Source organism: Actinoplanes sp. NPDC048967 (assembly GCF_040649415.1).
In the GTDB taxonomy this organism is placed as follows: Bacteria; Actinomycetota; Actinomycetes; order Mycobacteriales; family Micromonosporaceae; genus Actinoplanes.
Map to the genome: position 1 here is coordinate 12,378 of NZ_JBEZFL010000004.1, position 25,176 is coordinate 37,553.

Consider the following 25,176-nt stretch of genomic DNA (forward strand, 5'->3'; position numbering starts at 1 on the left):
GCCGGCGGCGTGACGGTCACCGGCTCGGCCAACGTGCAGGTCGGCACCGGCAACGTGCACAACGTCATCTCGCTGGGCGGTACGGCGGCACCCACGCCGGACACCGTGGACGCTCCCCCGGGGCTGGACAATCTGCCGCCGGTGTCAGCGGTGTTCGAGGGGCGTGACGTCGCCGCGCTGGACGACGTGCTGGTCCGCGGTTCGGGTCAGGCGGCGGTGGTCGGCCTGGGCGGCGTCGGGAAGTCCGAGCTGGCCGCGCACTACGCGCGGGCGTTCCGGGCCCGGCACTCGCTGGTGTGGTGGATCACCGCGGACACCGCGGCGAACGTGCAGCTCGGTCTGGCCGCGTTGACGAGCCGGTTGCATCCGGTGGCGACACTGGCGGACGCGCGTTCCTGGGCGCTGGGCTGGCTGCAGACCCATCGCGAGTGGTTGCTGGTGCTGGACAACGTCGAGGACGTCGCTGACATCGAGGAGCTGCTGGCCCAGGTGGCCGGGCGGGGCCGGGTGGTGCTGACCACCCGGCGCGATCTCGGGACGGCCCGGTGGGCCCGGCTCGGGTTGGCGCCGTTACGGCTCGGCGTGCTGGACCGGTCGGCGAGTGTGCAGCTGTTGCAGCGGCTGACCGGGCTGGACGACCACGACGGCGCCGGCCGGCTGGCCGCGGCGCTGGGTGATCTGCCGCTGGCGTTGGAGCAGGCCGCGGGGTACGTCAGCCAGCACGAGGGTCTCGGTTTCGACGACTACGTCCGGTTGCTGACCGACCGGTTCGCGCTGGTCGCGGCCGACCCGGGCGAGGGGGACTCGGCGCGGCGGACAGTGGCCACGATCTGGCGGGCCGGCATGGACGCGGTTGCCCGGCGGTCGCCGCTGGCTGTGCGGGTGCTGCGGGTGCTGGCCTGGCTCGGCCCTGACGCCGTACCCGTGGAGGTGCTGGCCCCGCCGCATGCTGATCCGGTCGCGACCAGCGACGCGCTCGCGGTCCTGGTGTCCTTCAGTCTGATCAACCGCCGGGCCGGCGAGGTGAGCGTGCACCGGCTGGTGCAGGCCGTCGTCCGGCAGGAACAGGACGCGGCCGCCGCCGTCTCGATCGTGCGGGCGGCGATACCGGATGCTCCGCTGACGAATGTCGCCGGCTGGCCCCGCTGGAACCAGCTGCTGCCGCACATCGACGCGCTCACCCGGCACGCCGGCCCGGCCCACGGCAACACCGAGCTGCTGGAGGTCAACGACCAGGCAGCGGTCTACCGGCAGTCCCAGGGCCAGGTCTCCGCCGCGGTCGAGCTGTTCGAGCAGGTCCTCGCCGGCCGGCAACGCGTGCTCGGCGACGACCACCCGGACACGCTGACCAGCCGCCACAACCTCGCCGGCGCCTACCAGGCGGCGGGCCGGGTGGCCGAGGCGATCGAGCTGTTCGAGCGGGCCCGCACCGACCGGCAACGCGTCCTCGGCGACGACCACCCCGGCACGCTGACCAGCCGCAACGATCTGGCCTTCGCGTACCGGGCGGCCGGCCGCCTGGCCGAGGCGATCGACCTGTTCGAGCAGGCCCGCGCGAGCCGTCGCCGGGTGCTCGGCGACGACCATCCGGACACCCTGATCAGCCGCAACAACCTGGCCGGCGCCTACCAGGCCGCCGGGCGGGTGGCCGAGGCCGTCGCCCTGTTCGAGCAGGTCGTCGCCGACTCCCGGCGCGTGCTCGGCGACGACCACCCCGACACGCTCGCCAACCGCTACGACCTCGCCTACGCGTATCACGCGGCCGGGCGGGTGGCCGAGGCGATCGACCTGTTCGAGCAGGTCCTCACCGACCGGCGGCGGGTGCTCGGCGACGACCACCCGGACACCCTGTCCAGCCGCAGCGACCTCGCGTACGCCTACCGCACGGCCGGCCGCCGGGCCGAGGCGATCGAGCTGTGGGAACAGGTCCTCCGCGACCGCCGGCGCGTCCTGGGCCACGACCATCCACAGAGCACGGAGATCGCCGCGCTGCTGCGGGGTCGAGAAGCTTGATCGGTCAGCGGCGGCCCGCGGCCAGGGCCACCAGGAACTGACCGCCGCCCGGGTCGACGCTCGCGGTCACCGGCAGCCCGGGCACCAGCCGGGAGAACCGGTCGACCAGCCAGTCCGCCGCCTCCTGGGCGTCCTTGCGGCTCGGGCACCGGGCGACCAGCTCCCGGCCGCCCTTGCGCTCGAGGCGGTCCGCGACCGCGACCAGCGGCGCCGGCTCGACGACGTGCAGCCGGTCCGGCCAGGCGATGACCACCTTGACCGCGCCCTTGCGGGTGTTGCAGGCGCGGTGGGCGAGCCGCTCGGTGACCTTGGCCTTACGGTCGGCGGTACGGCTGTCGACGCTCGGACCGCGCGGGTCGTTCACCGACATGCCGGCGTCGACCGGCTCGTCACAGACCCAGCACCGCCAGCCGTCACGTTCGCCCACGTCATCAAGGGAACTCATCCCAGCAAACTAGCCCCTTTCCGGCGGGGCTGCTCATCCAGCGTCGGTCCGGTATCGTCCCCTCCTCATCGAAGATCGACGGGGGAAAATGAGCATGGCAGTCCGGCATCGCCGTGTCCCGATCGCGCTCGCCGCCGTACTGGTGCTCACCGGGGCCGGCGTTGCGATCGCCCGCGAGGTCCCCGCCGATCCCCCGCCGAGCTGGAACGAGGCCGCCGCGCCCCGGCCGTCCGCCACCGAGCTGCCCGCCGCCGGTGAGCCGGCGGCGACCGCGAAGCCGAAGACCTCCGCCGCGCCGGCCACCGGGCCCGCGGTCACCCGCGCCCGGGCGGTCCGGGACGCGCGTACGGCGATCCGCCGCAACGGCACGGCCATCCGGTCCGCCCCGGGCGAGCAGTACCGGGTGGTCGACACCACGGTGGACGCGGCCGGCACCCGGCACGTCCGGTTCCAGCGCACCCACCGGGGCCTCGCCGTGCTCGGCGGCGACTTCGTGGTCCACTCGGCCGCGACCGGCCGGTTCACGGACGCCACCGTGGCCCAGCAGCAGGTCATCGACGTCCCGGCAACCGCCGAGGTCGACCGCGAGCAGGCCGTCGCGGCCGCCGAACGGTTCGCCGGGCAGCAGAGCGCCGGCAACGCGCGACAGGTGATCGACGCCTTCGCCGGCAAGCCGGTGCGCTCCTGGGAGGTGACCGTCGGCACCCGGCTGGTGATCGTCGACGCGACCACCGGGACGGTCCGCCGCGCGTACGACAATGTGCTCACCGCCGAGGCGGGCACCGGGCACGGGATGCTGGTGGGCGACGTCCCGCTGAGCACCAGCCGGCCGGCCGGCGGCGAGTACACGCTGGTCGACCCCGACCGGGGCGGCAACACCGTCCGCGACGGCCTGAACGAGGACTTCGTGTTCGAGCCGAAGAAGTTCGCCGAGTTCACCGACGCGGACAACGTGTGGGGCGACGGCACCCGCGCCGACCGCGCCACCACCGCTGTCGACGTGCACTACGGCATGGCTCAGACCTGGGACTACCTGCGGGAGTCGTTCGGCCGCTCGGGAGTGCGCAACGACGGCAAGGGCCTGACCGCGTACGTCCACCACGACGTCGACGAGGCCAACGCGGCGTGGAGCAGTTCCTGCCAGTGCGTGTACTTCGGTGACGGCGCGCCCACCGGCAAGCCGTTCACGGCCCTCGACGTGGTCGGGCACGAGGTGGCACACGGCCTGAACTACCGCACGGCCGGCCTGGTGAGTTCCGGCGAGTCGGGCGGGCTGAACGAGTCCAGCAGCGACATCTTCGGCACGCTGGTCGAGTTCGCGGCGAACAACCCGGTCGATCCGCCCGACTATCTGATCGGCGAGCTGACCGGGACCCGCGCCCCGGCGCTGCGCCAGATGGACGAGCCGAGCCGCGACGGCAAGTCGCTGTCCTGCTGGGTTCCGACGGCCAAGAGTCTCGACCCGCACTACTCGTCGGGCATCGGCAACAAGTTCTTCTACACGCTGGCCGCGGGCAGCGGCGCGACGCGCTGGGGAGACAGCCCACCGTGTGGCGGCGCCGCGCCGGTCACCGGCATCGGCAACGACCGCGCCGCGCAGATCTGGTACCGCGCCCTGACCGTCTACATGGTCTCGAACACCAACTTCTCCGGCGCGCGGGACGCGACCATCCGCGCGGCCGCGGACGTGTACGGCCCGGACAGCGTCGAGCGGCGCACTGTTGACGCCGCCTGGCTGGCCGCCGGGGTGGACGGCTCCGACCCGGCGTACGGCACCCCGCAGCTGGCGCACTTCGAGGACAGCACGCCCACCCCGCACGTCGGGGACTCCGTACGCATCCAGGTCAGCGCCCGCGATCCGCAGGGACAGCCGGTGACCTTCAGCGCCGCCAACCTGCCGCCCGGTGTGTCGATCGACGCCGACGGGCTGATCACGGGCACGCCCACGGTCAAGGGCGAGTATCCCGGCGACATCATCGCGACCGACCCGGACGGCAACTCCGGCCGGGAACTGATGTGGTGGGTGGTCAAGGGCCCGCCGGTCGCCCGGTCGGTGCCACCGGCCCAGACGATGCGGCTGGGTTACGGCGCCTTCGGCAACTTCAGCGTGACCTTCACCGACGCACCGGACCACATGGTCGATGCCGCCGACTCGTTCCGGGTGACCGCCACGGGCCTGCCGGCGGGCCTGACCCTCGATGTGCGGCGGCCGGCTTCCGGCACGCTGGTCGCCGCCATCGGCGGGATACCCACCACCGCCGGCTCCGGCACCACCGTGGTGACCGCCACCGACGCCGACGGTGACCAGGTGACGGCTTCGGTGCCGTGGCAGGTGCTGCCCGCGCAGCCACCGGGCGCCCCGGTCAGCGTGTCGGTCGCCGCCGGCAACGGCACCGCGCTGGTGGAGTGGGTCAGGCCGAATTACAGCACCGGTGTGATGGTCCCCACCGGCTACATCGTGCGGCTCTCCCCCGGCCAGGAGACGACGCTTCCGGCCGCCGCCCGGTCGCTGGAACTGACCGGCCTGGACGTCCGCAAGACGTACACGATCGGGGTGCGGGCGACCAGCGCGATCGGCGACGGCGTGGAGAAGACGATCACGCTGAGCCCGGCCGCCCTCCCGCTGACGGTGACGCCCAGCGCGTTCGCCTACGGCAAGTCGGCCACGCTCACCGGCAAGATCCTCCGCGGCAGCACGGCGATCGCCGGCACGTCGGCGACGCTGGAACAACGCCCGGCCGGCAAGACGGCCTGGACCCGGATCACCACGGTGAAGACCGACGCCAAGGGCGCCTGGCGGGCGACCGTCAAGCCGTCGATCACCACGACCTACCGCATCCGGTACGCGGGATCGCCGGGCGCCTGGCCGGCAACCTCGGCCACCCCGGCGGCGACGGTCCGCTACACCGCCACGATCAAGGCCAGTACCACCAAACCCAAGGCCAACAAGAAGATCAAGCTCACGGGTACGGCCAAACCGGGCCGCGCGGGCGTCAAGGTGACCCTGCAACGCAAGTCGGGCTCCAAGTGGGTGACCGTCACGACGGCGAAGACGACCTCAAGCGGGTCGTACTCGTTCACCCGGTCCTTCAAGCGCGGCACCTGGACCCTCCGGGTCTCGGTGGCCGGCGGCACCTACAACGCGGGCGCGACCAGCAGCGGAGTAACCCTCAAGGTCAAGTGATACGGCGCGGTGCGGGCGGGGTCACCCGGCCCGCACCGCGTTCGCGTTCTGGTCCAGCTTGCGCTTGAGCACCCGGCTCAGCGGCCGCTCGATCAGGCGGTGCAGCAGCCAGGCCGCGACCAACATCATCAGGATCACGCAAGCCAGTGTCAGCAGGCGCGGCCGCACCTCCTGCATGGCGTTCATGACGGTCAAGCCGATGTGCTGGTGCAGCAGGTAGAACGGATACGTGAGCGCGCCCGCGACGGTGAGCCAACGCCATTGCACCCGCGATGTCCAGCCGGGCGCAACGGCGGCGAGCGCGACGAAGAACAGCGTGACGATCACCATGCCGACGGCGAGCGACAACGGCCTGTGCAGCGTCTTGCTCTCGTAGGCGACCCGCGCCGCCAGCATGTGCATTGTCAGCGCCCAGGAAAGGCCGACCAGGCCGCAGAGTCGCATGTCGGCACCGAAGCGGTGGATCAGGTAGAAGGCGATACCGGCCACGAAAGACGGCGCGTAGGTCGGCTGGAACACGGTGGTGAGCAGTGGCGTCCAGTACGAGAGGTCGGCCGAGGGCACGCCGAGCGACTCGTTGAGCATGGTCAGGTTGACCACCATCTGATTGAGGGAAATCGGTTCCCGCGCGGTCGGCCACAGCATCACCACGGCGGCGCTGATCAGCACAGCGGGCCAATAGGCCGGGAACAGCCTGAGCACTCTCGACCGGACGAACTTGCCGACGGTGCGGCCCCAGCAGCTCATCGAGATGACGAACCCGCTGATCATGAAGAACAGTTCCACCCGAGCCAGCCCCACGACGTGAAGTGGATGAGATGCGGAAAGACAACCGCCTCGGCGTCGGTACCCCAAGAGTGCTCCAGGTTCAGCCCGGTGTAGTGGAACAGCGCCACCATCAGCGCCGCCGCTAGCCGCAGCACGTCCAGGGCAGCGAGCCGTCCGGTCCGGCGGGATGGCGCCGGAAGACAGAGGCTGGCCGCCGGAGCGGCGGCCACCTCCTTCGCCGGGTCCCGCATTATCGTCATGGCGCGCCACATACCGGTAGAAATTCCGATCGCCACCGGCGGCGCCCCCGACGGGGCCTAAGGCTGTTCGAGAACAGGGCTCCGTTTCATCCACTCGACGACCTTGGCAACAGCAACGGCAACATCATCTGAACTGTCCAGTTGCAGGTGCTCGGCCTCGTCCTCCATGCTTTCCATGTCGATGAGGTCGACTTCCGCGTTGCCGTCATCCCAGACCGTGAGTTGACCATTCCTGCCCTCACAGGCGACCTGCCAGGTGACCGAGTAGTCGCGCCTATCCTCAGGAGGTCGGGAGAGACTGCCAGAAGCCCCTGGAGGGAGAGCGTAAGCCTCCGCTTCGATCGCCGCTTTCATGACGACCGAAAGGAGAGCCTCGTTCCTCAGCATCCGCCCACCAATTTCACGTTCTTCGCCTCGGCAATCCAGGAACCTTGCCCTGCTTGATCCGAATTCCACATATATCGATCCGGGCCGGTTCGGCGTGAAGCCCTCTTTGGAAGCAGGATAGACGACGTAGGTAAAGCCGCCGGATCCCTCTTGCACCATGCCAGTGTTGAGCATCTGGGTGTATTCCGGCTGCCTCATCCGCCGTCCGACCCGCACGGTACCGTCGCCGTCTCCACGCCCCCCACCATTGCCGCCGATGCCCTTACCGTCGCTGCCGCCGCCACTGTCCTTGCCGATACCGCCGGTGCCGCTGCCGTCGGTATCCTGGTGGTGCTCGCAAGCGTTCGCGGTGGTGCACGCCCCGGGGTCCTTGACGTGGTCCGGCGTGTCGTCGAAGCCGCAGCCGCCACCACCTCCCGGGCACGGATCCGTGCCGCTCGGGTCGTTCAGCGTGATCGGCTGTTGTTGGCGTAGACGTAGGCGTTCCACTGCTGCGGATTGGCCATATCCTGGAGCGGGTCCACCGAGATGAAGCGGCCCAGCGCCGGGTCGTACTCCCGGGCGCCGAGGTGGGTCAGGCCGGTCGGGTCGATGTCGCCGCCCACGAAGCCCTTGTTGTTCGGCCACGTCGGGTTGCTGCCGCGGGCTTCGCCGTACGGATTCTGCCGGCGGACGGCCATCTGCTGGGTGTACGCGTTGACCGATCAACGCGAGTGCGGCTCTGGTTTGCGGGAGTGTACTGAGCCCCGATCCGCCGAAGGCGGACGGGCTCCCTGACCTGGGCGCCGAGCCTGGCATCGAGTCGCTAACACTTTTTCGGGGTCACGCGGCGGATTCTGTCCTGTCGGACAGACATTCTTTGTTCCGGCTTAAGGGCCTGTCAGGTGCGCTTCCCACCGGCCTACCATTCCGGCGGTCGCTCGGTTCGGCCGGCTTGTCGTGTTCGCTTGTGGGGAGTGACCTGTGCCGCGTTTCCCTTTTCCCGTGCCTGAGTCCGGTCGCCATGTCCGGCGCGGGCGGGGGCTGGCGGTGGCCGGCGCCGGCGTGACCGTCGCCCTCATCACCGCGGTCGTCGTGTCGGTGAGTCTCAACCAGGCCTCCGCCCGCCAGCAGCCGCAGGCCGTGGATCAGAGCCGCGCGCCGACAACAGCCCCGGGCACGACGCCACCGAAGACGACGCCGATCACTAAGACGCCGATCACTAAGACGCCGACCGCTGAAAGGCCGTCGGCCACCGCCACCCGGCAGGCGCCGAGAGCCGGCTGGATCCCGGTCGACCAGGCAGCCTGGAACGCGCAGGTCGCCGGGTACAAGGCCACCAGGGCCGACCCGCCGGGCAACGCCGGCAACCTGCCGGAGTTCCGGGCCGACTGCCGCTACAGCCACCGCAAGGCCGACGACCCGATCGTCTTCCCCGGGCTGCCCGGCGCCTCGCACATGCACTCCTTCGTCGGCAACAAGGCCGTGGATGCGAACACCGTGGCCGGCGATCTGATGAAGTTCACCGCCACCACGTGCAAGCCGGCCGTGGACCATTCCGCCTACTGGGTGCCGACGCTCTACGAGGCCGCGACCCGTGAGCCGGTCGAGACCACCGGATTCCGGGTGTACTACCGCTCGCTCCGGAAGAACTCGGACGGGATCATGCCGATGCCGAACGGGCTGCGGATGGTCGCCGGGGACGCCAAGAAGAAGCAGCCGACGCCGCGGGGCGCGCAGGGTCAGTTCTACTGCGCCTTCTACGGACCGGGTGACATCAACGGCGTCGCCCGCAGCGACAACGGCAACTGGCCGATCTGCGGTGAGCCGGCGAGCCTGCATTTCATGCTGCAGTTCCCGGACTGCTGGGACGGCAAGAACCTGGACAGCCCGCACCACAAGGAACATGTGGCGTTCGGGACCGATGCGGGCTGCCCGGCCGGCCATCCGGTCCGGATTCCGGCCTTGACCTTCGACATCGCGTACGGGGCCAAGGGCTCGAAGGCCGGCTACTACCTCTCCTCCGATCCGCAGGGCCGCAGCGCCTCGTCGATGCACGGCGACGCGTTCGTCATGTGGAACGTCGGTGAGCTGAACCAGCGGGTCCGGAACTGCATCGCCCAGCGCCGGACCTGCGACAACGACGGCTACGACCCGTTCTCCTACTGACTGAGGGATATTGACCTTCGTCGAAGTCGCGTAAGGTGTTTCCCCGACTACACATTGTGGAGGTTCGGGGATGTCGCTACCTGCGTTGCCACTGCCGGACGAGAGCCAGCTGCCGTTCGACCCGCCGCCGGAGTACGCCCGGCTGCGCGCCGCCCCGCAGGTCGTCCGGGTGACCTGCCCGACCGGCCTGGACGCCTGGCTGGTCTCGGACTACGCGGGTGTCCGGGAGGTGCTCGGCGACGGCCGCCGCTTCTCGACCCGGCCCGGTCAGGCCGCCCACGTGCTGGACGCGTTCGGCGGGCCGGAGTCGCCGGTCACCGGCTTCAGCCAGCTGGACGGCCCGGAGCACATCCGGATCCGGCGCAACTTCGCCCCGCAGGTGTCGCACCCCCGCCGGCTGGCCGAGCTGCGGCCCCTGGTCGAGCAGATCACCGACGAGGCGATCACCCGCATGCTGGCCTCCCCGCAGCCCTATCCGTTGCACAGCCGGTTCTCCACCGCGATCACCACCGCGGTGATCGCCGAGCTGATCGGGGTGCCACCCGAGCAGCGTCATCTGCTGCACGACGCGGCCACGGCACTGTTCCGGACCTCCACCACGCCGGACGAGCTGCGGCGGGCGATCGAGCCGCTGTGGGCGTACCTGTATGAGCTGGTCGCCACCCGCCGGGCCCGGCCCGGCGACGACGTGCTGAGCCGGATGATCGAGCACAGCGCCGACAGCGAGCGCCCGCTCACCGACGAGGAACTGACGCAGATGAACGGCGCGTTGCTCATCGCCGGCTTCGACACGACCGCGTCGATGATCACGTACGGTCTGGTCTGCCTGCTGAACACCCCGGGACAGTGGGCGAAACTCTGCGCCGAGCCCGAACTGGCCGCCTCGGCGGCCGAGGAGCTCGTGCGCTACCTGGGCGCCGGCATCGGGCTGCTGCGGCAGGCCACCGAGGACACCGTGGTGAACGGGCAGCCGATCAAGGCGGGCGACTACGTGGTGGTGGCGGTGCAGTCGGGCAACCGGGACACCGCGCTGCACCCGGACGCCGACACGTTCGACGTGGCCCGCAAGCCCGGCGCCCATCTCGGCTTCGGGCACGGCGCGCACGCCTGCGTGGGTCAGCAGATCGCCCGGATAGAGCTGACCACGGTGCTCGGGGCGCTGGCCCGCCGGGTGCCGGAGTTGCGGATCGCGGTGCCACCCGAGGAGATCGTGTGGAAGCGGGACTCGGTGGTCCGCGGTCCCGCCGAGCTGCCGGTGATCTGGTCGTGAGAGTCACCGTCGACCGCGACCTGTGCATCGGCGCGGGAATGTGCGTGCTCACCGCGCCGGCCGTCTTCGACCAGGACCCGGAGGAGGCGGTCGTGGTGCTGCTCGACGAGCAGCCGCCGGAGTCGGAACGGCCGGCGGTGGAGCAGGCGGTCGGCCGCTGCCCCGCCGCGGTCATCCAGCTGCTGCCCTGAGCCGGCGCGACGGCCGGTCCCGGGATCGCGACGGGGTGGCGGGGAGTCGCGGCGCCGTCGATCATCGTCCGATGACCGATGACGAGATTGTCGCCGCCATCAGCGCCCGGGTCGACGCCGGCCGGGGCGCCGACCTGCCGGAGCCGTACCCGCAGGAGCCGGCCTCGGCGGAGGCTCTGGCCGAGGCCGAGCAGGCCATCGGTTTTCCGTTGCCGCCGCTGCTGCGCCGCCTCTACCGGGAGGTGGCCAACGGCGGCTTCGGCCCGTTCGACGGCGTGGAAGGCGTCGAGGACGGTTACGCCAGTGAGGACGGCATGCTGGCGGACTACGTCCAGTGGCGGGACGAGGAGATCCCCGACGACTTCCCGGCCTGGACACCCGGCGTGGTCTCGTTCTGCGACTTCGGGGGCGCGATGTGGGCGCTGCTCGACTGCCGCGCCCCCGAGGGGCGGATGCTCTTCCTGGACCAGCACACCCTGCACCCGCTCGGCCTGACTCTGAGCCAGTGGTTCGAGCGGTGGCTCAGCGACGACCTCGACATGCACAAGCTCGTCATCGCGGGTCAGTCGTGAGCAGCGTCGCCGAGCTGCGCGCCCGCTATCAGGCGTACCTCGACTGCCTCAACGCGCGGAGCTGGTCCGAGCTCGGCGATTTCGTCGACGACGAGGTGCGCTACAACGGGCGGACGATCGGGCTGGCCACGTACCGCGAGCAGCGGGAGGCGGAGGCCCGGGACATCCCGGACCTGCGGTACGACATCGAGCTGCTGGTGTGCGAGCCGCCGCACATCGCCGCGAGGCTGCGCTTCGACTGCACCCCGAGCGGGGACTTCCTCGGTCTGCCGGTCCGCGGGCGGCGGATCCGGTTCACCGAGAACGTCATCTACCGATGCACCGGAACGAGGATCACCGACGTCTGGTCCGTGATCGACAAGCCGGCCGTCGAGGCTCAGCTCAGAGATAGCTGACGTCCGTCAGTTCCTCGGCCGCCGCCCAGAGACGCCCGCCGGCGGCCGGATCGGTGGCCTCCCGGCTGAAGCGGGCCTCGGCGACCCGGCCCCGCGTCTCCCAGAGCCCGGCCGGGCCGAAGAACTGCCCGCCCCGCACCTCCGGGTCGGTGGCGGCGCGCAGCTGCGGCAGCGCGCCCTGCTCCACCGGCTGGGTCGCCACCAGGCCCACGCGGGCGATGACCCGCCCGAGCCGGCCCCGGTGCTCCCAGGCCCGCGGGGTCAGGTTGGTGCGGGTGAGACCCGGGTGGGCCAGCACGCTGATGACCGGCGAGCCGGCGGCGCGCAGGCGGCGGTCCAGCTCGACGCCGAAGATCGTGGTGGCGAGCTTGGACCGGCCGTAGACGGCGGAGGCCCGGTAGCCCCGCTCGGCCATCAGGTCGTCGAAGTCGAGGCGCGCGGTCCGGTGGGTGATCGAGCTGAGGCTGACCACTCGCGCCGCCCGGGCCGCCGCCAGGTTGCCGAGCAGCAGGCCGGTCAGCGCGAAATGGCCCAGCATGTTGGTGGCGAGCTGCAGTTCGAAGCCGTCGGCCGAGGTTCGGCGCGGGCCGAGCAGCACCACGCCGGCGTTGTTGACCAGCAGATCGATCACCGGGTGGTCGGCGGCCAGCTTCGTGGCGAACCCCCGTACCGAATCGAGTGAGGCCAGGTCCAGCTCGCGCACCTCGACGCCGCCGCCGATCCGGCGGGCGGCCGCCGCGCCGGCGGCGGTGTTGCGGACGGCCAGCACGACGTGCGCGCCGTGGCGGGCCAGCTCGGTGGCGGTGACCAGGCCCAGGCCCGAGTTCGCGCCGGTCACGACCGCGGTCCGGCCGTGCTGGTCGGGGATGCGGTCGGCGGTCCATCCGGTCATCTGCTGCTCCTGACGGTTTCGGTGCGTGGACCGCTGACGCTAGGAGCGATCCCGGCCGGTTCCGTCGTTCCCGCCTGCCTAGGTCTGCCGGACCTACCCACGGTGGTCCGGGCCGCGGCACACTTGCGGCATGAGCAGCCCACATCCGTACGCTCGTGAGCTCGGCGACTTCCTGCACGCCCGGCGCAGCCGGTTGCGCCCGCACGACGTCGGCCTGGAGCCGGGCGGCCGGCGCAAGGTCACCGGGCTGCGCCGCGAGGAGCTGGCCCTGCTCGCCGGGCTGAGCACCGACTACTACCAGCGGATGGAACAGGGCCGGGAGGTACGCCCGTCCGACGAGGTCCTGGCGGCTCTGGCGGGCGCGCTGGCGCTGGACGACGAGGAACGCCGCCACCTGTTCACCCTGGCCCACGCCGCTCGCCGGCCGATGCCCGCCCGGCCGGAGCACGGCCCGGAACGGGTGCCGAACAGCACGCGGCGGCTGCTGCGGGTGATGGACACCCCGGCGGTCGTGCTCGGCCGCCACCTCGACCTGCTCGCCTGGAACACGATGGCGGAGGCGCTGCTCGGCGACCCGCACGGCTACCCGGCCGACCGGCTCAACATGCTGCTGCTGATGTTCGACGACACCCGGACCGGCGAGCGGAGCTGCCCGGACTGGGAGCGTCAGGCGCTGGACTACATCGGCATGATGCGCGCCGCTGTGGCCACCGACCCCACCCATCCCCGGGCCACCGCGATCGTCGGGGAGCTGAGCATCCGCAGCGCCGAGTTCCGGCGGCTGTGGGCCCGGCACGACGTCCGCGAGTCGGTCAGCGGCACCAAGACCTTCCCGGTCCCCGAGGTCGGCGACATCGTCCTGGACTGGGACACCTACCCGCTGCCCGGCAACCCCGGACCGGTCATGCTCATCTGGACCGCGGAACCGGGCAGCGCCGACGCGGACCGGCTGCAGCTCCTGGCGTCCCTGCACGCGACCCGCGCCACGCACTCCGGCTGAGAAACAGTTCGCGAGGATGTCGAGAACGGCGTGGCGGCCGCGTCCCCGGTGCGGAGACGGTCATCCTGGCCGTCCGGGACCGAGGAGATCAGCATGACGATCCAGCGGATGGACAACGTCCTCATCGTGGTCGAGGACCTCGACGCGGTCATCGCGTTCTTCGTCGAGCTCGGCCTGGAGCTGCAGGGCCGGGGGCCGGTCGAGGGTCGCTGGGTGGAGCAGGTCATCGGGATCGCCGACGTCAAGCAGGACATCGCGATGCTGCGGACCCCGGACGGCCGCGCCGGCGTCGAGCTGGCCAGGTTCCACACCCCGGAGGCGATCGGCGCCGGGCCGCGCGTCGCCCCGGTGAACACGCTGGGCATCCGCCGCATCATGTTCGCCGTCGACGACATCGACGAGGTGGTCGCCCGCCTGCTCGTTCACGGCGCCGAGCTCGTCGGCGAGGTGGTCCGGTACGAGGACGTCTACCGGCTCTGCTACGTCCGCGGCCCGGAGGGCATCCTCGTCGGGTTGGCCGAAGAGCTCGGTTAGCGGCCGCCGAGGGCCGCCCTCAGCACGTCCCAGGTCTGCTCACGAAGCCAGGCGTGGCCAGGGTCGGTGTCGTAACGCTGATGCCAGTTGCCCACGATCGGCACCGGCGGCAGCCGTAGCGGTTCCGGCGGCGGCGTGACGGCCAGCCCGAAAGCCGCGATCAGCGGGCGGCACATCACCTCCGGCACGGTCACAACGGCGTCGCTGTGGCCGGCCACGTGCAGAGCGGTCGCGGTGGTGGCGACCGCGGCCAGTACCCGGCGGTGCAGGCCGTGCGCTGCGAGCAGCTCGTCCACCGGGTCGCTCAGCCGGCCGCGGCGGGACACGAGCAGGTGTGGCTGAGCCGCGTACGCCTCGAGATCCAGACTTCCGGCGTACGGGTGATCACCGCGCAGCATCACGACGAGCCGGTCGTGACCGACGGTCTCGGTCCGGATCTCCGGCAGGTTCGGGGTCGTCGCGCCGAGCTCCAGGTCTACCCGGCCGTGCCGCAGGTCGTCGGTGTCCACGGCCGTCTCGGTCAGGAACCGCACCCGGACGCCCGGCGCCCGTTCGGCGATCGCGGCCAGCAGCGGCGCGGCGATCGCCGTGGTCAGGGCGTCGTGGCACTGCAGCGTGAACGTGCGTTCCAGCGTCGCCAGGTCCAGGTCGCGGCTCGGCGCCAGCACCGCGCCGGCCTGCCGGACCAGCCCGCTGACCTGCTCGCGGACCGCCAGGGCGTACGGGGTGGGCGTCATGGTGCGGCCGGTCCGCACCAGGATGTCGTCGCCGGTCAGCTTCCGGATCCGGCCGAGCGAGCGGCTGACCGCGGGCGACGACAGGTGCAGCCGCTCGGCCGCTCCGCGCACGCTGCCCTCGACCAGCAGGGCGTCCAGCGTCGTCAACAGGTTCAGATCCAGTTGCATGCCGGTAAACGTTAGCTTAAACAGAGTGCACTGTACTTATCTGAGCGTGGGGCCAAGACTCAGTTCATGACCGATGACCTGATCTCCACCACCACCGATCTGGTCCGGGAAGCCGGCGCCCGCCTGCGGGGCTTCTACGCACCCGGCAACCGCGTCGCCACCGAGGACGAGCTGTTCGCGAGCCTGCGGCGGCACGACGCCGCCGTGGCCGACCTGCTGCGGCCCGCCCTGCTCGCCGCTCTGCCCGGCTCCGGCTGGGAGGAGGACGAGCACGCCACCGGCCCGATGGCCGGCGGCGACCGCTGGGTCGTCGACCCGGTCGGCGGCAACCTCAACCTGGTCCACGGCATGACCGACTGGAACATCGGCGTCACGCTGGTCCGCAACGGCCGCCCGGACTTCGTGGTGCTCCACGCGCCCTGGTCCGACGAGATGTTCACCGCGGTCGACGGGGGCGGGGCGTACCTCGACGGCACCCGGATGACGGTCTCCGCGAAGACCGACCTGGCTCTCGCCCTGACCGGCACCGGCCAGGCGCGGCCCAGCCACTCGGCCGCGGTGGCCCGCAGCGTCGGCACCTCGATGACCGCCATGCTGGAGCACGCCCTGTACGTCCGCTCGTCGGTGCCGGTCGGGCGCGAGCTCGCCCAGGTGGCGGCCGGACGGCTGGACGTGCACTGGCAGTTCGAGAACGTGCGCTCGCACATCGGCCCGCTGCTGCTGGTCCGGGAGGCCGGCGGCGTCGTCACCGACTTCGACGGCAAGCCGTGGGAGCTCACCAGCACCGGTTACGTGGCCGCCGCGCCCGGGGTGCACGCCGCCGCCCTCGACGTCCTGCAACGCACGCTCTGACCCTCCACAGTGATCGAGGATGACTGCCATGCGCATCGCCGTACTCGGCGCCACCGGCGCCACCGGGACTCTGCTGGTCACCGCCGCGCTCGACCAGGGGTTGCCGGTGACCGCCATCGCCCGGCAGCCCGGACGCGTACCCGCCCGGCCCGGGCTGACCACGGTCGCCGCCGACGTGCACGATCCTGAGTCCATCGCCCGGGCCGTCGCCGGATCCGACGTACTGCTGTCCGGGCTCGGTGTGGTCAAAGGCAATCCGCCCGGCGTTCTCACCGCCGGCGCCAAAGCCGTCGCCGTCTCCGGCGTCCCCCGGGTCGTCTGGCTCGGGGCGGTGGGCACGGGCCCGTCGGCCGACGTCGCCGGCCCGCTCACCCGCACCCTGCTCAGCCTCTTCCTGCGCGACGAGGTTCCCGACAAGGTGGCGGCCGACGCAACGATCATCGCCGCGGGCGGGACCGTCTTCCACGCCGGCATGCTGACCGACGGTCCGGTCGCCCCCGGCCGGCGCACCCTGACCCTGGACCGGACCCCGAGACGGTTCTTCCCCGGCCGGGTGAGCCGCGCGACGGTCGCGGCGGCCATGGTCGAGGAGGCGGTACGGGGACAGTTCCCCGGACAGATCGTCACGATCAGCAGCACCTGAGCGCAGGTGCCTAGGTATGCCTAGGCGGCTCGCGTGCCCGGTCTGAACCAGGGCGGCCGCCAAGATAGGTGATCGCGTCCGATGTGCCAGCTCCCCCGTCAGCCGAGGATTGATCCATCACCGGTCGACAAGGAGAAAGCCATGATGACGCACCCCGACATCCTGTTGGACCTGGCCCACGACCGGCACCGTGAGCTGGTCGCCGAGGCGGAGCAGGGGCGGCTGCTGAGCAGCGCCCGCCGGGCCCGCCGGGCCCGCAAAGCCGCGGTCGCCCGCGGCCGCCCCACCGGTACCCTGGCGTCGTGCGAACCATCCGCGGCGGTGCCAGCCCGGTGATGATCGGGCGGGAGAGCGAGCTGCGCCGCCTGGCGCGGCTCGCTTCGGCGCATGAGCCGGCGGTCGCGCTCATCGCCGGCGAGCCCGGCATCGGCAAGACCCGGCTGGTGCACGAGCTGCTGGCCGGGGTGCCGGCGGAGACCGTGGTGCTGGTCGGCCAGGCGGAGCCCGGCTCGCTGTCCCGGCCGTACGAGGTGCTGCTCGACGCGATCGACGGCCACCCGGACATCGACGAGGAACAACTGGCCGCCCTCGCGGACCCGCGGCGCAGCCCGGTCGAGCGCCTGCACATCGGGCTGGCGATCCTGGCCGACCTGATCGGCGACTCCCCCGCCGTCATCGTCTTCGAGGATCTGCACTGGGCCGACTCGGAGAGCGCGGCGCTGTTCGAGCGGATCGCCGACCAGCGCGGGCCACGGCTGCTCATCGGGACGTACCGGCCGGACGAGGTGACCCGCCGCCAGCCGGTGGCGGGACTGCTGGCCCGCACGGAGCGCCGGCATGCCGTCACCCACGTACGGCTGGATCGTCTGACCCCGGCGCAGACCGCGGCGATGCTGGCGGCGGCCACCGGCTCGCCGGCGCCGCTGCGCGCCGCGACGGCGCTGCACCACCGCACCGGCGGCAATCCCTTCTTCCTGGAGGAGCTGCTGCGCGCGCTGCCCGGGTACGACGTGGAGGCGCTGGTCGAGCAGCCGTTGCCGTGGAGCCTGGCCGACGTGCTGCGCCGCCAGGTCGACGACCTCGACCCGCTCAGCCACCGCATCGTCGAGGCGGCCACCGTGCTGGGGCACCGCATCTCGTTCGACCTGCTGGCCGACGTGACCGGCACCGGCGAGGACGAGCTCATCGCCGCGCTGCGCGACCTGGTCACCAGCGGCGTCCTGGTCGAGTCGGGCGAGGACGAGTTCGCGTTCCGGCACGCGCTGGTGCGCGAGGCGATCGCCGATCAGATGCTCGGCCGGCAGCGCCGCCGGCTGCACGAGGCGGCGCTCGACGTGCTGCTGCGCAAGGGCGACGCCGGCCTGATCGCGAACGACGGCGGGGCCGACCCGGCCATGGTGGCGCACCACGCCCGCGGCGCCGGCCGGTACGACGACATGATCGCCGCGGCCCGCCGGGGTGCCGCCCTCTACCTCTCGATCGGCTCGGCCTACCAGGCCCTGCAGCTGGCCGAGATGGGTCTGGACGAGGTGCCCGACGACACCGAGCTGCTCGCCGCCGCGGCCCGGGCCGCCTGGCTGGCCGGACTGCTGGACGACGCGCTGCGCTACGGCCGGCGCTGGCGGGATCTGGCCGGCACCTCGACCGACCGGGCCGAGTCGCTGTACCTGCTGGTCCGCATCGCCTGGGAGTCGCGCGAGCCCGACGAGATGCGCACCCTGACGCAGGACATCGAGACGCTGATCGCGCAGCTGCCGCCCGGCGCCGACCAGGCCCGGGCGATGACCGCGATCGCGCAGTCGGCGTACCTGCGTGACGACGCCGACGCCGCGCTGCACTGGTCGGACAGCGCCCTGGCCCTGGCCCACGAGTTCGATCTGCCGGCCGTGCGCCTGGCCGCGCTGCTGGAGAAGGGCTCGACCCTCACCGAACGGCCGCAGACCGCCGCCGAGGGGCGGGAGATCCTGTCCGGTCTCGTCGACGAGGCCGAGAAGGCGGGCGAGTGGGTGCTGGCCGCCCGCGCCCTCAACAACCTGGTGCACGGCGAGCCGCCCACCTCACCGGCCGAGCACGCCGAGACCCTGGAACGGATGCGGCTCGACGCCGAGCGGGCCGGCTTCGAGTCGCTCGCCGTGGCCACGTACTTCCAGGGCCGGGCCCGGCTGGCGATCCGGGCCGGCGACCTCGAGGCCGCCATCGCGGCGCTGGAGAGCGGACGCGAGCAGGACCGTGGCTACCGGCGCCGGGGCCGCTGGGCCGACTACCACGGGGTCTTCCTGGCCGGGCTCTACCTGGAGGCCGGCCGGCTGGACCGGGTCGAGGAGCTCATCACCGACCTGGCGGCCCTGACCGACAACCCGCCGACGACGATTCCCGGCCTCGCGTTCAACCTCGCCTGCCGCCGCGCCGACCTGCCCCGCGCCGAGGCCGCCCTCGACGAGCTCGTCACCACCATGATCGAGGAGAACTGGCACAGCGGGGAACAGGCCCACGACCTGATCTCCGCCGCCCTGGAGATCGGCCTGCCGCAACACCACCTCGACCGGATGGCCGCCGCGCTGCTCGACGAGGACGTGTGGGACGCCTACCGGACCCTCGTCGACGCCCAGCTCGCCGAGGCGCGCGGCCGGCACGCCGAAGCGCTCGACGGGTATCTCTCCATCACCGACGCGCACATCCTGGGGCCGGCCATCCGCGGCACCGTCCGCGTCGGCGCCGCCCGCTGTCTGCTCGCGGAGGACCGGCGTGCGGAGGCCACCGCGCAGGCCGAGGCGGCCGCATCCCTGCTGGCCGGGTGGCGGGGCTGGCGGGTGGACCAGCTCACCCGGGTACGCGCCCGGCTCGGCCTGGCTCCGGTCGACGCGCCACCGGCAGTGACCGGCCCGGCCGCCCTGACACCCCGCGAGCGCGAGGTGGCCGTGCTGATCAGCGACGGGCTGACCAACACGGAGCTGGCCCGGCGCCTCTACATCTCACCGAAGACCGCCGCCGTGCACGTGTCGAACATCCTGCGCAAGCTGGGCGTCTCGTCGCGTACGGAGGTGGGCGACCTGGTCGGGCGGCACTGACCACAGTGGTCAGTGCGGATACACACGCGGGATGCGGGGTGAGATCCCGGCCCGGAACTTCTCGATCCGGCCGGTCACCTGACGCCGGCCCCAGGTGTTCTCGAGGCGATCGAGGTACAGGCAGCGGGCGGCGAGCTTGTCGAGGTCGACGGTGAAGTACATGGCCATCAACGGATTGACGAACAGGGTGCTGCCGCTGGTGCGCCGGGTGAACTGGACGTCGCCGAAGTCGCCCCGGGTGGCCGCGGCGATCTGGCCGTGCACGATCGTCGGCCGTTCGGGGGTGGCGGCTTCACGGCCACGTCCAGGCCGGCCACCGCGGCGAGGCTGGTGATGTCCTCCACCGGTGTGCCGAGGTTGCTCTCGTCGCCGCGCAACAGGATGTCTGTGCCCCCGTCGACCAGCACCACCGCGTCGATGTCCAGCTGGTCGATCAGGTGCCGGTAGCCGTCCCGCAGGCGTTCGACCCCGAGCGGCGGGAACGCGTACACCGTCGAGGGCAGGTCCTGATCCGCCAGCCACCGGGCCAGGGCGCGCTCGGGGAAGTACCAGTCCGTGCTGGCCGAGTCCGGCGTCACCACGGCGACGTTCTCCGCCGCCCAGCTCTCCCGGTCGAGCAGGACCAGCTCGGAGAAGGACAGGTTGGCCAGGTGCACCTGGACGCCGCCGCGCCACAGGGCCAGGGCCAGGGGCAGGCCGGCGTACACGTCGAACCCGCCGCCGGCCCCGGCGATCAGGACGTTGCGGGCCGGAGCCAGCGCGGCGAACAACGGCGGTGTGGTCAACGAGAAGGTGCCGGATCCGATCACGGGCCCATGATCCGGCCACCGCCGGGGAATCCCAAACCGTCCGCGTGGGCGGGGCAACCGCAGCCACCCCGCCCACGGGCGGTCACTTCGCCGGTGTCAGCGGCGACTCCGGGAGCAGCGTGGCGACCGGCGGGCGCTGCTTGCCGGTCGGCGCGGACAGGGTGGTCGCCTCACCCGGCGGCGGCAACGGCTCGGTGAACGGCTGCACCGAGTCCGTGCAGACCGTGCCCTTGGCGGGCGGCGTTGCGGTCAGCAGATAGTTGTCGATCGCGGTGGTGGCGCACACGCCCGAGCCGTACGCGGTGTGCCCCCAGTTGTTGCTCGACAGCAGCCGCGAGTTCGGCAGCAGCCGGCTCGACGAGACGGCTCCCTGATAGTTCGTCGCCGGGTCCCAGAAGTTGCCGACGACCAGCACCGGGGCGGCGGTCCGCTTGGTGAACGGCCCGCGGTAGGCGTCCTCGTCCTGGACCGTCCACGTCCGGTGGGCGCACTGGCTGTCGATCCAGCCCCAGGCCCGGCCGAAGTACGGTGCCCGCTGGTCGCGGCGGGCGGTGGCGGCCGGCCAGAGCTCGGCGTTCGCCGGGTGCCGGCCGTCGGTGCAGATGACGGCGCTGCTCGCCTCGAAGCCGTTCTGGTACGGGAAGTCGTACCCCCGCTTGGTGGCCCTCGCCGCCCGGGCCCGTTCGGTCAGCGCGGCGGTCGAACCCTCGTTCAGCGCCGCCCAGACCTCGGCGGCGATCTCGGTGACCACCTGGCCGGCGTCGACCCCGTAGAGCGAGCCCAGGATGGCGCTGACGAAGACCGCGTACGTGACGGTGACCGTGCCGCCGTCACCGTCCGGCAGTTCCAGCGGCTTCGCACGCAGTTGCCGGGCGATCGTCGCGAAGTTCTTGACCGGGTCGCCGTCGGCGAAGACGCAGAACTTCTCACCGGCCCGGTCGCAGCGCTTCAGGATCTCGATCAGGGCCCGGTACGCGCCGTCGGACGAGCGCAGCCGCTCGTCGAGGATCTGCCGGGTGTTGCCGACCCAGGCGGTCGGGTTGAGCACACCGTCCACGGCCAGTGCGCGGAACCGGTCGGGGAACATGTTCGCGTAGTACTGACCGAGGGCGCTGCCGTAGCTGAAGCCCAGGTAGTTGAGTTTGCGGTCACCCACCGCGCGGCGCATGACGTCCATGTCGCGGGCCACCTCGGCGGTGGACATCGCGCCGGACAGCGGCCGGCCGGTGGTGGAGCAGGCCTTGCCCAGCCGCTTCGACCCCTGCACGTACCGCTGCTCCTCGGTCTTCGTGACCGGGAACGGCACGTTGAGCAGATCGAGGACCGCGGTCTGGTCCTTGACCGACTTGAAGCAGCGGAGGTTCGCGCTGGCCCCGATGCCGCGGGGGTCGACGCCCACGATGTCGAAGCGCTGGAGCAGCGAATCGCTGAGGAAGTACGGCGCGAACTGCACGAAGTCGGTCGCCGAGCCGCCCGGACCGCCGGGGTTGAGGAACAGGCTGCCGATCTTGCGCTTCTGGTCCTTGGCCTTGATCCGCAGCACGGCGATCTCGGTGGTGGCACCCTTGGGCTGGTCGTAGTCGAGCGGCAGCCGAGCGGTGGCACACTCGGCGATGTCGTAACACTTGTACCAGCCGAGCTTGGGCGTGGGCACGGCGTCGACCCGCCGGCTCTCCGCCTTGCTGGTGCGCTCGGCGGCGGCCGGGGCGGCCGAGCCCGGCGCGGCGGCGACGCCGGCCAGCACGATGCCGGCCAGCGCTGCGGTCAGTAGTCGGTGCGTCTTCGATGGCATACGGACGACCCTTCTGACGGTGGCTCGCGGCGGCGGTGCCGCGACCCCCGGCATAGTAAAGCGTCGATGCCACGCTGAGTGATCATCTGGTGCTCCACGGCATTAGCGACGGTGGCGTTCCCCATCCGGGGGCCTGCGCGCGATAGCCTGAGCACATATGGCTACCTTTCGCAGTTCCTCAACGCTTGTCTCCGCCGACGGCACCAGGACGCCCGGCACCGCCGCGCTCTTCGCCGAGCCCAGTCGCCGAGGCGGCATCCCACCGTGGGCGGGCGACTTCCGGCCCGCGAACGACGCCGGCTACGGGCCCAAGAACGCGGTCGGCAAGACATTCACGCTGGAGCTGCCGGACGGCCGCACCGGCAAGGTCGTGGTGCAGAGCCTCAAGACCGGAAAAGGCGGCGTCACGCTGGCCCTGATGGGCGAGGACGCGCCTCCGTTCTGATCGGCCGGCGGGGAGCTGGACATGCATTCCACGTTCCGTACGCCCGGCGGCGTCACGCTCGGGACTGAACACTTCGGTGACGCGGCGGCACCCCTGGTGCTGCTCGCCGGCGGCACGACCATGCTCTCCTGGCCCGACTTGCTGTGCTCGGCCCTCGCTCGCGGCGGACGTCACGTGGTGCGCTACGACCTGCGTGACTCCGGTGCGTCGTCGACCGTTGATCCGGACGCGCCGGCGTACACGTTGCGCGATCTTGCCGCCGATGCCGCCGCGCTCGCCCGCGGGCTGGACGACCGGCCGGCGCAGCTGGCCGGCATCGGCGTCGGCGGGATGGTCGCCCAGGTGGCCGCGCTGGACCACCCGGACGCCTTCTCGGCGCTCACCCTGGCCGGCACGCGGCCGGTGGCACCGGGCCCGGTCGACGACGACCTGCCCGACCACGACGCGGCGACGATGAGCCGGGCCTTCGCGCTCCCGCTGCCCGACTGGTCCGACCGCGCCGCCGTGGCGCGCAGCGCCGCCGCCCGCGCGGAGATCCTCGGCGACGACCCGGCCGCGGCCCGCGCGACGGCCGAGCGGATCTTCGACCGTACGCCCGGCCCGCGGCCCGCCGTGCAGATGGCCAACCAGCTGGGCATGGTGTTCGCCAGGCTCGACTGCGGTCCGCGCTGGCGCGAACGTCTGCCCGCGCTGGCGATCCCGACGCTCGTGGTGCACGGCCGCCGCGACCCGTTCTTCCCGCTCGGCAACGGCGAGGCCCTCGCCCGCGAGATCCCCGGCGCCCGACTGCTCGTGCTCGACCGGGCCGCGACGCAGATCCCCGACGCCGCCGCCGACGAGGTCGCCGCGGCGATGCTCGCGCTGTAGGGGTCAGGCGGGTTCGACCGGGAGCCACAGCTCGCAGGTCGCGGTGCTGAAGTCGTCCGCGCGCTCGAGGACAGCGACGATCGACGGCCCCGGCCGGAGCCGCCACGGGTTCGACGGGAACCATTCGGTCGCGGTCGCGGCCCAGGTCTCCTGCAGAGCCCGCGGATGCGGACCCGCGGTGCGGAAGACCGCCCACCGGCCCGCCGGTACGCCGATGGCGTCGAGATCCTCAGGCACCGCGGTGTCTTCGGAGACGGCTACCCCGTGCAGGTAGGTGAGCTCGTTGCCCTCGGCACTGTCCGGGTCGATGTCGTCGGTGACCTGCAGCAGGCCGTCCGGCTCGGTGTTGCCGAGAGCCTTGAGCCGGCCGTGCTCCTCCGGCGGCAGCCCGGCGATGTGCTGCTGGATGTGCGGGTTGACGCCCCGGTGCAGCAGCGGGACCCGGGCGGCGTGCCCGGCGAGCCGGAACGCGGGCCGTTCGACGATGCGGGTGTCCATGGGGATGTTCCCTTCGACGGTCAGGCGGAACCTGAGCTGTGGTTGTGTGCGAAGGGGACCGCCGTGACGCCGGACGTCACCCGGGCCGGCGCCGTGGACCGCCCGGAACGCCCGGCCGAACGCCTCGGTGGAGCCGTAGCCGTGCCGGACGGCGATGGTCAACAGATCGTCCTCGCCCCGGACGACCTCGGCGGCGGCGACCGTCATGCGGCGCCGGCGCACGTACTCCGACAACGGCATGCCGGCCAGCGACGAGAACACCCGGCGCAGGTGGTATTCGGTCGTGCCGAGCTGCCGGGCCGTCACGGTGACGTCGAGTTCCCCGGTCAGGTGCTGCTCGACCAGGTCGACCAGCCGGTTGAGGACCGCTATCACGAGGCCTCCCTTCGAGATCGATCCTGGCCCGCGACGGGCCGGCCGCGCCCGATCATCGGCGTCCGATCCGATCATCCGCCGCACCTCGTAGGCTGACACCCCGGGTGAGGAGGCGAGGCCGAGGTGGCTGACACGACGGTGGACGGGGTGCTGGCCGAGCTGGCCGCGCTCGAGGACCCGAAGGTCCGCGCGGTCAACGAGCGTCACGGTGACGATCACGGGGTGAACCTCACCAAGCTGCGCGCGGTGGCCAAGCGGCTCAAGGTCCAGCAGGACCTCGCGCGGCAGCTGTGGGCGACGGACGACACCGCGGCGAAGCTGCTGGCGCTGCTGATCTGCCGGCCGAAGGAGTTCGGGCGGGACGAGCTGGACGTGATGGTGCGCCGGGCGCGTACGCCCAAGGTGCACGACTGGCTGGTCAACTACGTGGTCAAGAAGAGCCCGCACGCCGAGGAGCTGCGGCTGGCCTGGTTCGCCGATCCCGACCCGGTGGTCGCGAGCGCCGGCTGGGCGCTGACCACCGAACGGGTGGCGAGGCCGGCCGGCCTGGATCTCGACGGGCTGCTCGACATCATCGAGGCCGGGATGAAGGACGCCCCCGACCGCCTGCAGTGGGCGATGAATCACTGCCTGGCCCAGATCGGGATCGAGCACCCGGAGCACCGCGCCCGCGCGATCGACATCGGCGAGCGGCTCCAGGTGCTCAAGGACTACCCGACGCCGCCGAACTGCACGTCGCCGTTCGCGCCGATCTGGATCACCGAGATGGTGCGCCGGGCAGAATCGGCCCCTCAGAAAAAGTTCTGAGAATCTTCGGCGGAGTCGTCGATCGGGGCGGGCCCTTTTCGTAGCCCTGGTGAGAG

The 25,176-nt window shown here is 71.9% G+C and carries 27 protein-coding genes; 16 read left to right on the top strand and 11 right to left on the bottom strand.

Features of this window, described 5'->3' with window-relative positions; all coding sequences use genetic code 11:
• Nucleotides 1-9 precede the first annotated feature (9 nt).
• A complete protein-coding gene (locus AB0C12_RS17655; protein WP_360549109.1) occupies nt 10-2,013 on the top strand; it encodes a tetratricopeptide repeat protein in 2,004 nt (667 codons plus the stop codon).
• A gap of 4 nt (nt 2,014-2,017) precedes the next feature.
• Here the strand turns inward: AB0C12_RS17655 and AB0C12_RS17660 are convergent, their stop codons facing one another.
• Nucleotides 2,018-2,458, bottom strand: coding sequence for a hypothetical protein (locus AB0C12_RS17660; RefSeq protein WP_360549111.1), 441 nt, complete (start codon nt 2,456-2,458; stop codon nt 2,018-2,020).
• A 94-nt stretch (nt 2,459-2,552) separates the two neighbouring features.
• Between AB0C12_RS17660 and AB0C12_RS17665 the strand changes: the two genes are divergently transcribed.
• The gene (locus tag AB0C12_RS17665; protein WP_360549113.1) at nt 2,553-5,642 is read left to right on the top strand and encodes a M4 family metallopeptidase; all 3,090 of its coding nucleotides are present in this window, start codon (nt 2,553-2,555) and stop codon (nt 5,640-5,642) included.
• Nucleotides 5,643-5,663: 21 nt separating this feature from the next.
• On the opposite strand, the gene AB0C12_RS17670 is transcribed toward AB0C12_RS17665, so the two are convergent.
• Genes AB0C12_RS17670 through AB0C12_RS17685 form a run of 4 tightly spaced genes read right to left on the bottom strand, consistent with a single transcriptional unit; the run spans nt 5,664 to nt 7,737 of the window.
• Nucleotides 5,664-6,428 (bottom strand): hypothetical protein, encoded by a 765-nt coding sequence (locus AB0C12_RS17670; RefSeq protein WP_360549115.1) that lies wholly within the window; start codon nt 6,426-6,428, stop codon nt 5,664-5,666.
• Nucleotides 6,410-6,706 carry a hypothetical protein gene (locus tag AB0C12_RS17675; protein ID WP_360549117.1) on the bottom strand — a complete coding sequence of 99 codons (297 nt, stop codon included), beginning with the start codon at nt 6,704-6,706 and terminating at the stop codon, nt 6,410-6,412. The genes AB0C12_RS17670 and AB0C12_RS17675 overlap by 19 nt, the downstream gene beginning before the upstream one ends.
• 21 nt (nt 6,707-6,727) lie before the next feature.
• Entirely contained in the window at nt 6,728-7,546 is an 819-nt protein-coding gene (locus tag AB0C12_RS17680) for a hypothetical protein (protein WP_360549119.1), read from the bottom strand.
• Complete coding sequence (locus AB0C12_RS17685; protein WP_360549121.1) at nt 7,504-7,737, bottom strand: RHS repeat-associated core domain-containing protein; 234 nt, start codon at nt 7,735-7,737, stop codon at nt 7,504-7,506. The genes AB0C12_RS17680 and AB0C12_RS17685 overlap by 43 nt, the downstream gene beginning before the upstream one ends.
• Before the next feature lie 304 nt (nt 7,738-8,041).
• Here AB0C12_RS17685 and AB0C12_RS17690 point away from each other — a divergent pair, with 304 nt between their 5' ends.
• The 5 genes from AB0C12_RS17690 to AB0C12_RS17710 all read left to right on the top strand — a co-directional run bounded on the left by AB0C12_RS17690 (nt 8,042) and on the right by AB0C12_RS17710 (nt 11,633).
• On the top strand, nt 8,042-9,205 hold the full coding sequence (locus AB0C12_RS17690) for a DUF1996 domain-containing protein (RefSeq protein ID WP_360549123.1): 1,164 nt from the start codon (nt 8,042-8,044) through the stop codon (nt 9,203-9,205).
• Between the two features lie 70 nt (nt 9,206-9,275).
• Nucleotides 9,276-10,475: a cytochrome P450 gene (locus AB0C12_RS17695; protein ID WP_360549125.1), complete on the top strand. Its 1,200-nt coding sequence runs from the start codon at nt 9,276-9,278 to the stop codon at nt 10,473-10,475.
• The gene (locus AB0C12_RS17700; protein WP_360549127.1) at nt 10,472-10,666 is read left to right on the top strand and encodes a ferredoxin; all 195 of its coding nucleotides are present in this window, start codon (nt 10,472-10,474) and stop codon (nt 10,664-10,666) included. The genes AB0C12_RS17695 and AB0C12_RS17700 overlap by 4 nt, the downstream gene beginning before the upstream one ends.
• A 71-nt stretch (nt 10,667-10,737) precedes the next feature.
• On the top strand, nt 10,738-11,238 hold the full coding sequence (locus AB0C12_RS17705) for an SMI1/KNR4 family protein (protein WP_360549129.1): 501 nt from the start codon (nt 10,738-10,740) through the stop codon (nt 11,236-11,238).
• Nucleotides 11,235-11,633 carry an ester cyclase gene (locus AB0C12_RS17710; RefSeq protein ID WP_360549131.1) on the top strand — a complete coding sequence of 133 codons (399 nt, stop codon included), beginning with the start codon at nt 11,235-11,237 and terminating at the stop codon, nt 11,631-11,633. The genes AB0C12_RS17705 and AB0C12_RS17710 overlap by 4 nt, the downstream gene beginning before the upstream one ends.
• On the opposite strand, the gene AB0C12_RS17715 is transcribed toward AB0C12_RS17710, so the two are convergent.
• Entirely contained in the window at nt 11,620-12,525 is a 906-nt protein-coding gene (locus AB0C12_RS17715) for an oxidoreductase (RefSeq protein ID WP_360549133.1), read from the bottom strand. The genes AB0C12_RS17710 and AB0C12_RS17715 overlap by 14 nt on opposite strands.
• 130 nt (nt 12,526-12,655) lie before the next feature.
• Between AB0C12_RS17715 and AB0C12_RS17720 the strand changes: the two genes are divergently transcribed.
• Nucleotides 12,656-13,525, top strand: a complete 870-nt coding sequence (locus tag AB0C12_RS17720; protein WP_360549135.1) for a helix-turn-helix transcriptional regulator — start codon at nt 12,656-12,658, stop codon at nt 13,523-13,525.
• A 93-nt stretch (nt 13,526-13,618) separates the two neighbouring features.
• Complete coding sequence (locus AB0C12_RS17725) at nt 13,619-14,059, top strand: VOC family protein (protein ID WP_360549137.1); 441 nt, start codon at nt 13,619-13,621, stop codon at nt 14,057-14,059.
• Here the strand turns inward: AB0C12_RS17725 and AB0C12_RS17730 are convergent.
• On the bottom strand, nt 14,056-14,964 hold the full coding sequence (locus AB0C12_RS17730) for a LysR family transcriptional regulator (RefSeq protein ID WP_360549139.1): 909 nt from the start codon (nt 14,962-14,964) through the stop codon (nt 14,056-14,058). The genes AB0C12_RS17725 and AB0C12_RS17730 overlap by 4 nt on opposite strands.
• Nucleotides 14,965-15,030: 66 nt before the next feature.
• Here AB0C12_RS17730 and AB0C12_RS17735 point away from each other — a divergent pair, with 66 nt between their 5' ends.
• The 4 genes from AB0C12_RS17735 to AB0C12_RS17750 all read left to right on the top strand — a co-directional run bounded on the left by AB0C12_RS17735 (nt 15,031) and on the right by AB0C12_RS17750 (nt 19,527).
• Nucleotides 15,031-15,816: an inositol monophosphatase family protein gene (locus tag AB0C12_RS17735; RefSeq protein WP_360549141.1), complete on the top strand. Its 786-nt coding sequence runs from the start codon at nt 15,031-15,033 to the stop codon at nt 15,814-15,816.
• Nucleotides 15,817-15,844: 28 nt separating this feature from the next.
• Complete coding sequence (locus AB0C12_RS17740) at nt 15,845-16,459, top strand: NAD(P)H-binding protein (protein ID WP_360549142.1); 615 nt, start codon at nt 15,845-15,847, stop codon at nt 16,457-16,459.
• 141 nt (nt 16,460-16,600) lie between these two features.
• Entirely contained in the window at nt 16,601-16,795 is a 195-nt protein-coding gene (locus AB0C12_RS17745; RefSeq protein ID WP_360549144.1) for a hypothetical protein, read from the top strand.
• On the top strand, nt 16,762-19,527 hold the full coding sequence (locus AB0C12_RS17750; protein ID WP_360549146.1) for an AAA family ATPase: 2,766 nt from the start codon (nt 16,762-16,764) through the stop codon (nt 19,525-19,527). The genes AB0C12_RS17745 and AB0C12_RS17750 overlap by 34 nt, the downstream gene beginning before the upstream one ends.
• Nucleotides 19,528-19,536: 9 nt before the next feature.
• On the opposite strand, the gene AB0C12_RS17755 is transcribed toward AB0C12_RS17750, so the two are convergent.
• The 3 genes from AB0C12_RS17755 to AB0C12_RS17765 form a co-directional block, all read right to left on the bottom strand.
• On the bottom strand, nt 19,537-19,695 hold the full coding sequence (locus AB0C12_RS17755; RefSeq protein WP_360549148.1) for a hypothetical protein: 159 nt from the start codon (nt 19,693-19,695) through the stop codon (nt 19,537-19,539).
• Entirely contained in the window at nt 19,695-20,336 is a 642-nt protein-coding gene (locus AB0C12_RS17760; RefSeq protein ID WP_360549150.1) for a DUF1152 domain-containing protein, read from the bottom strand. The genes AB0C12_RS17755 and AB0C12_RS17760 overlap by 1 nt, the downstream gene beginning before the upstream one ends.
• A gap of 82 nt (nt 20,337-20,418) precedes the next feature.
• Nucleotides 20,419-22,128 (bottom strand): alpha/beta hydrolase, encoded by a 1,710-nt coding sequence (locus tag AB0C12_RS17765; RefSeq protein WP_360549152.1) that lies wholly within the window; start codon nt 22,126-22,128, stop codon nt 20,419-20,421.
• Between the two features lie 157 nt (nt 22,129-22,285).
• On the opposite strand from AB0C12_RS17765, the gene AB0C12_RS17770 reads away from it, so the two are divergent.
• Complete coding sequence (locus AB0C12_RS17770) at nt 22,286-22,573, top strand: hypothetical protein (protein WP_360549154.1); 288 nt, start codon at nt 22,286-22,288, stop codon at nt 22,571-22,573.
• A gap of 21 nt (nt 22,574-22,594) precedes the next feature.
• Nucleotides 22,595-23,440 carry an alpha/beta hydrolase gene (locus AB0C12_RS17775; protein WP_360549156.1) on the top strand — a complete coding sequence of 282 codons (846 nt, stop codon included), beginning with the start codon at nt 22,595-22,597 and terminating at the stop codon, nt 23,438-23,440.
• 3 nt (nt 23,441-23,443) lie between these two features.
• On the opposite strand, the gene AB0C12_RS17780 is transcribed toward AB0C12_RS17775, so the two are convergent.
• Entirely contained in the window at nt 23,444-24,313 is an 870-nt protein-coding gene (locus AB0C12_RS17780; protein WP_360549158.1) for an AraC family transcriptional regulator, read from the bottom strand.
• A gap of 123 nt (nt 24,314-24,436) precedes the next feature.
• Between AB0C12_RS17780 and AB0C12_RS17785 the strand changes: the two genes are divergently transcribed.
• On the top strand, nt 24,437-25,120 hold the full coding sequence (locus AB0C12_RS17785) for a DNA alkylation repair protein (protein WP_360549160.1): 684 nt from the start codon (nt 24,437-24,439) through the stop codon (nt 25,118-25,120).
• Nucleotides 25,121-25,176: the final 56 nt, after the last annotated feature.

Coding starts and splice junctions, on each gene's coding strand:
- AB0C12_RS17660 (WP_360549111.1), bottom strand. CDS start 2,458: ATGAGTTCCCTTGATGACGTGGGCGAACGTGACGGCTGGCGGTGCTGG.
- AB0C12_RS17665 (WP_360549113.1), top strand. CDS start 2,553: ATGGCAGTCCGGCATCGCCGTGTCCCGATCGCGCTCGCCGCCGTACTG.
- AB0C12_RS17685 (WP_360549121.1), bottom strand. CDS start 7,737: ATGGCCGTCCGCCGGCAGAATCCGTACGGCGAAGCCCGCGGCAGCAAC.
- AB0C12_RS17695 (WP_360549125.1), top strand. CDS start 9,276: ATGTCGCTACCTGCGTTGCCACTGCCGGACGAGAGCCAGCTGCCGTTC.
- AB0C12_RS17705 (WP_360549129.1), top strand. CDS start 10,738: ATGACCGATGACGAGATTGTCGCCGCCATCAGCGCCCGGGTCGACGCC.
- AB0C12_RS17715 (WP_360549133.1), bottom strand. CDS start 12,525: ATGACCGGATGGACCGCCGACCGCATCCCCGACCAGCACGGCCGGACC.
- AB0C12_RS17720 (WP_360549135.1), top strand. CDS start 12,656: ATGAGCAGCCCACATCCGTACGCTCGTGAGCTCGGCGACTTCCTGCAC.
- AB0C12_RS17725 (WP_360549137.1), top strand. CDS start 13,619: ATGACGATCCAGCGGATGGACAACGTCCTCATCGTGGTCGAGGACCTC.
- AB0C12_RS17730 (WP_360549139.1), bottom strand. CDS start 14,964: ATGCAACTGGATCTGAACCTGTTGACGACGCTGGACGCCCTGCTGGTC.
- AB0C12_RS17735 (WP_360549141.1), top strand. CDS start 15,031: ATGACCGATGACCTGATCTCCACCACCACCGATCTGGTCCGGGAAGCC.
- AB0C12_RS17740 (WP_360549142.1), top strand. CDS start 15,845: ATGCGCATCGCCGTACTCGGCGCCACCGGCGCCACCGGGACTCTGCTG.
- AB0C12_RS17745 (WP_360549144.1), top strand. CDS start 16,601: ATGATGACGCACCCCGACATCCTGTTGGACCTGGCCCACGACCGGCAC.
- AB0C12_RS17755 (WP_360549148.1), bottom strand. CDS start 19,695: ATGGCCATGTACTTCACCGTCGACCTCGACAAGCTCGCCGCCCGCTGC.
- AB0C12_RS17765 (WP_360549152.1), bottom strand. CDS start 22,128: ATGCCATCGAAGACGCACCGACTACTGACCGCAGCGCTGGCCGGCATC.
- AB0C12_RS17770 (WP_360549154.1), top strand. CDS start 22,286: ATGGCTACCTTTCGCAGTTCCTCAACGCTTGTCTCCGCCGACGGCACC.
- AB0C12_RS17775 (WP_360549156.1), top strand. CDS start 22,595: ATGCATTCCACGTTCCGTACGCCCGGCGGCGTCACGCTCGGGACTGAA.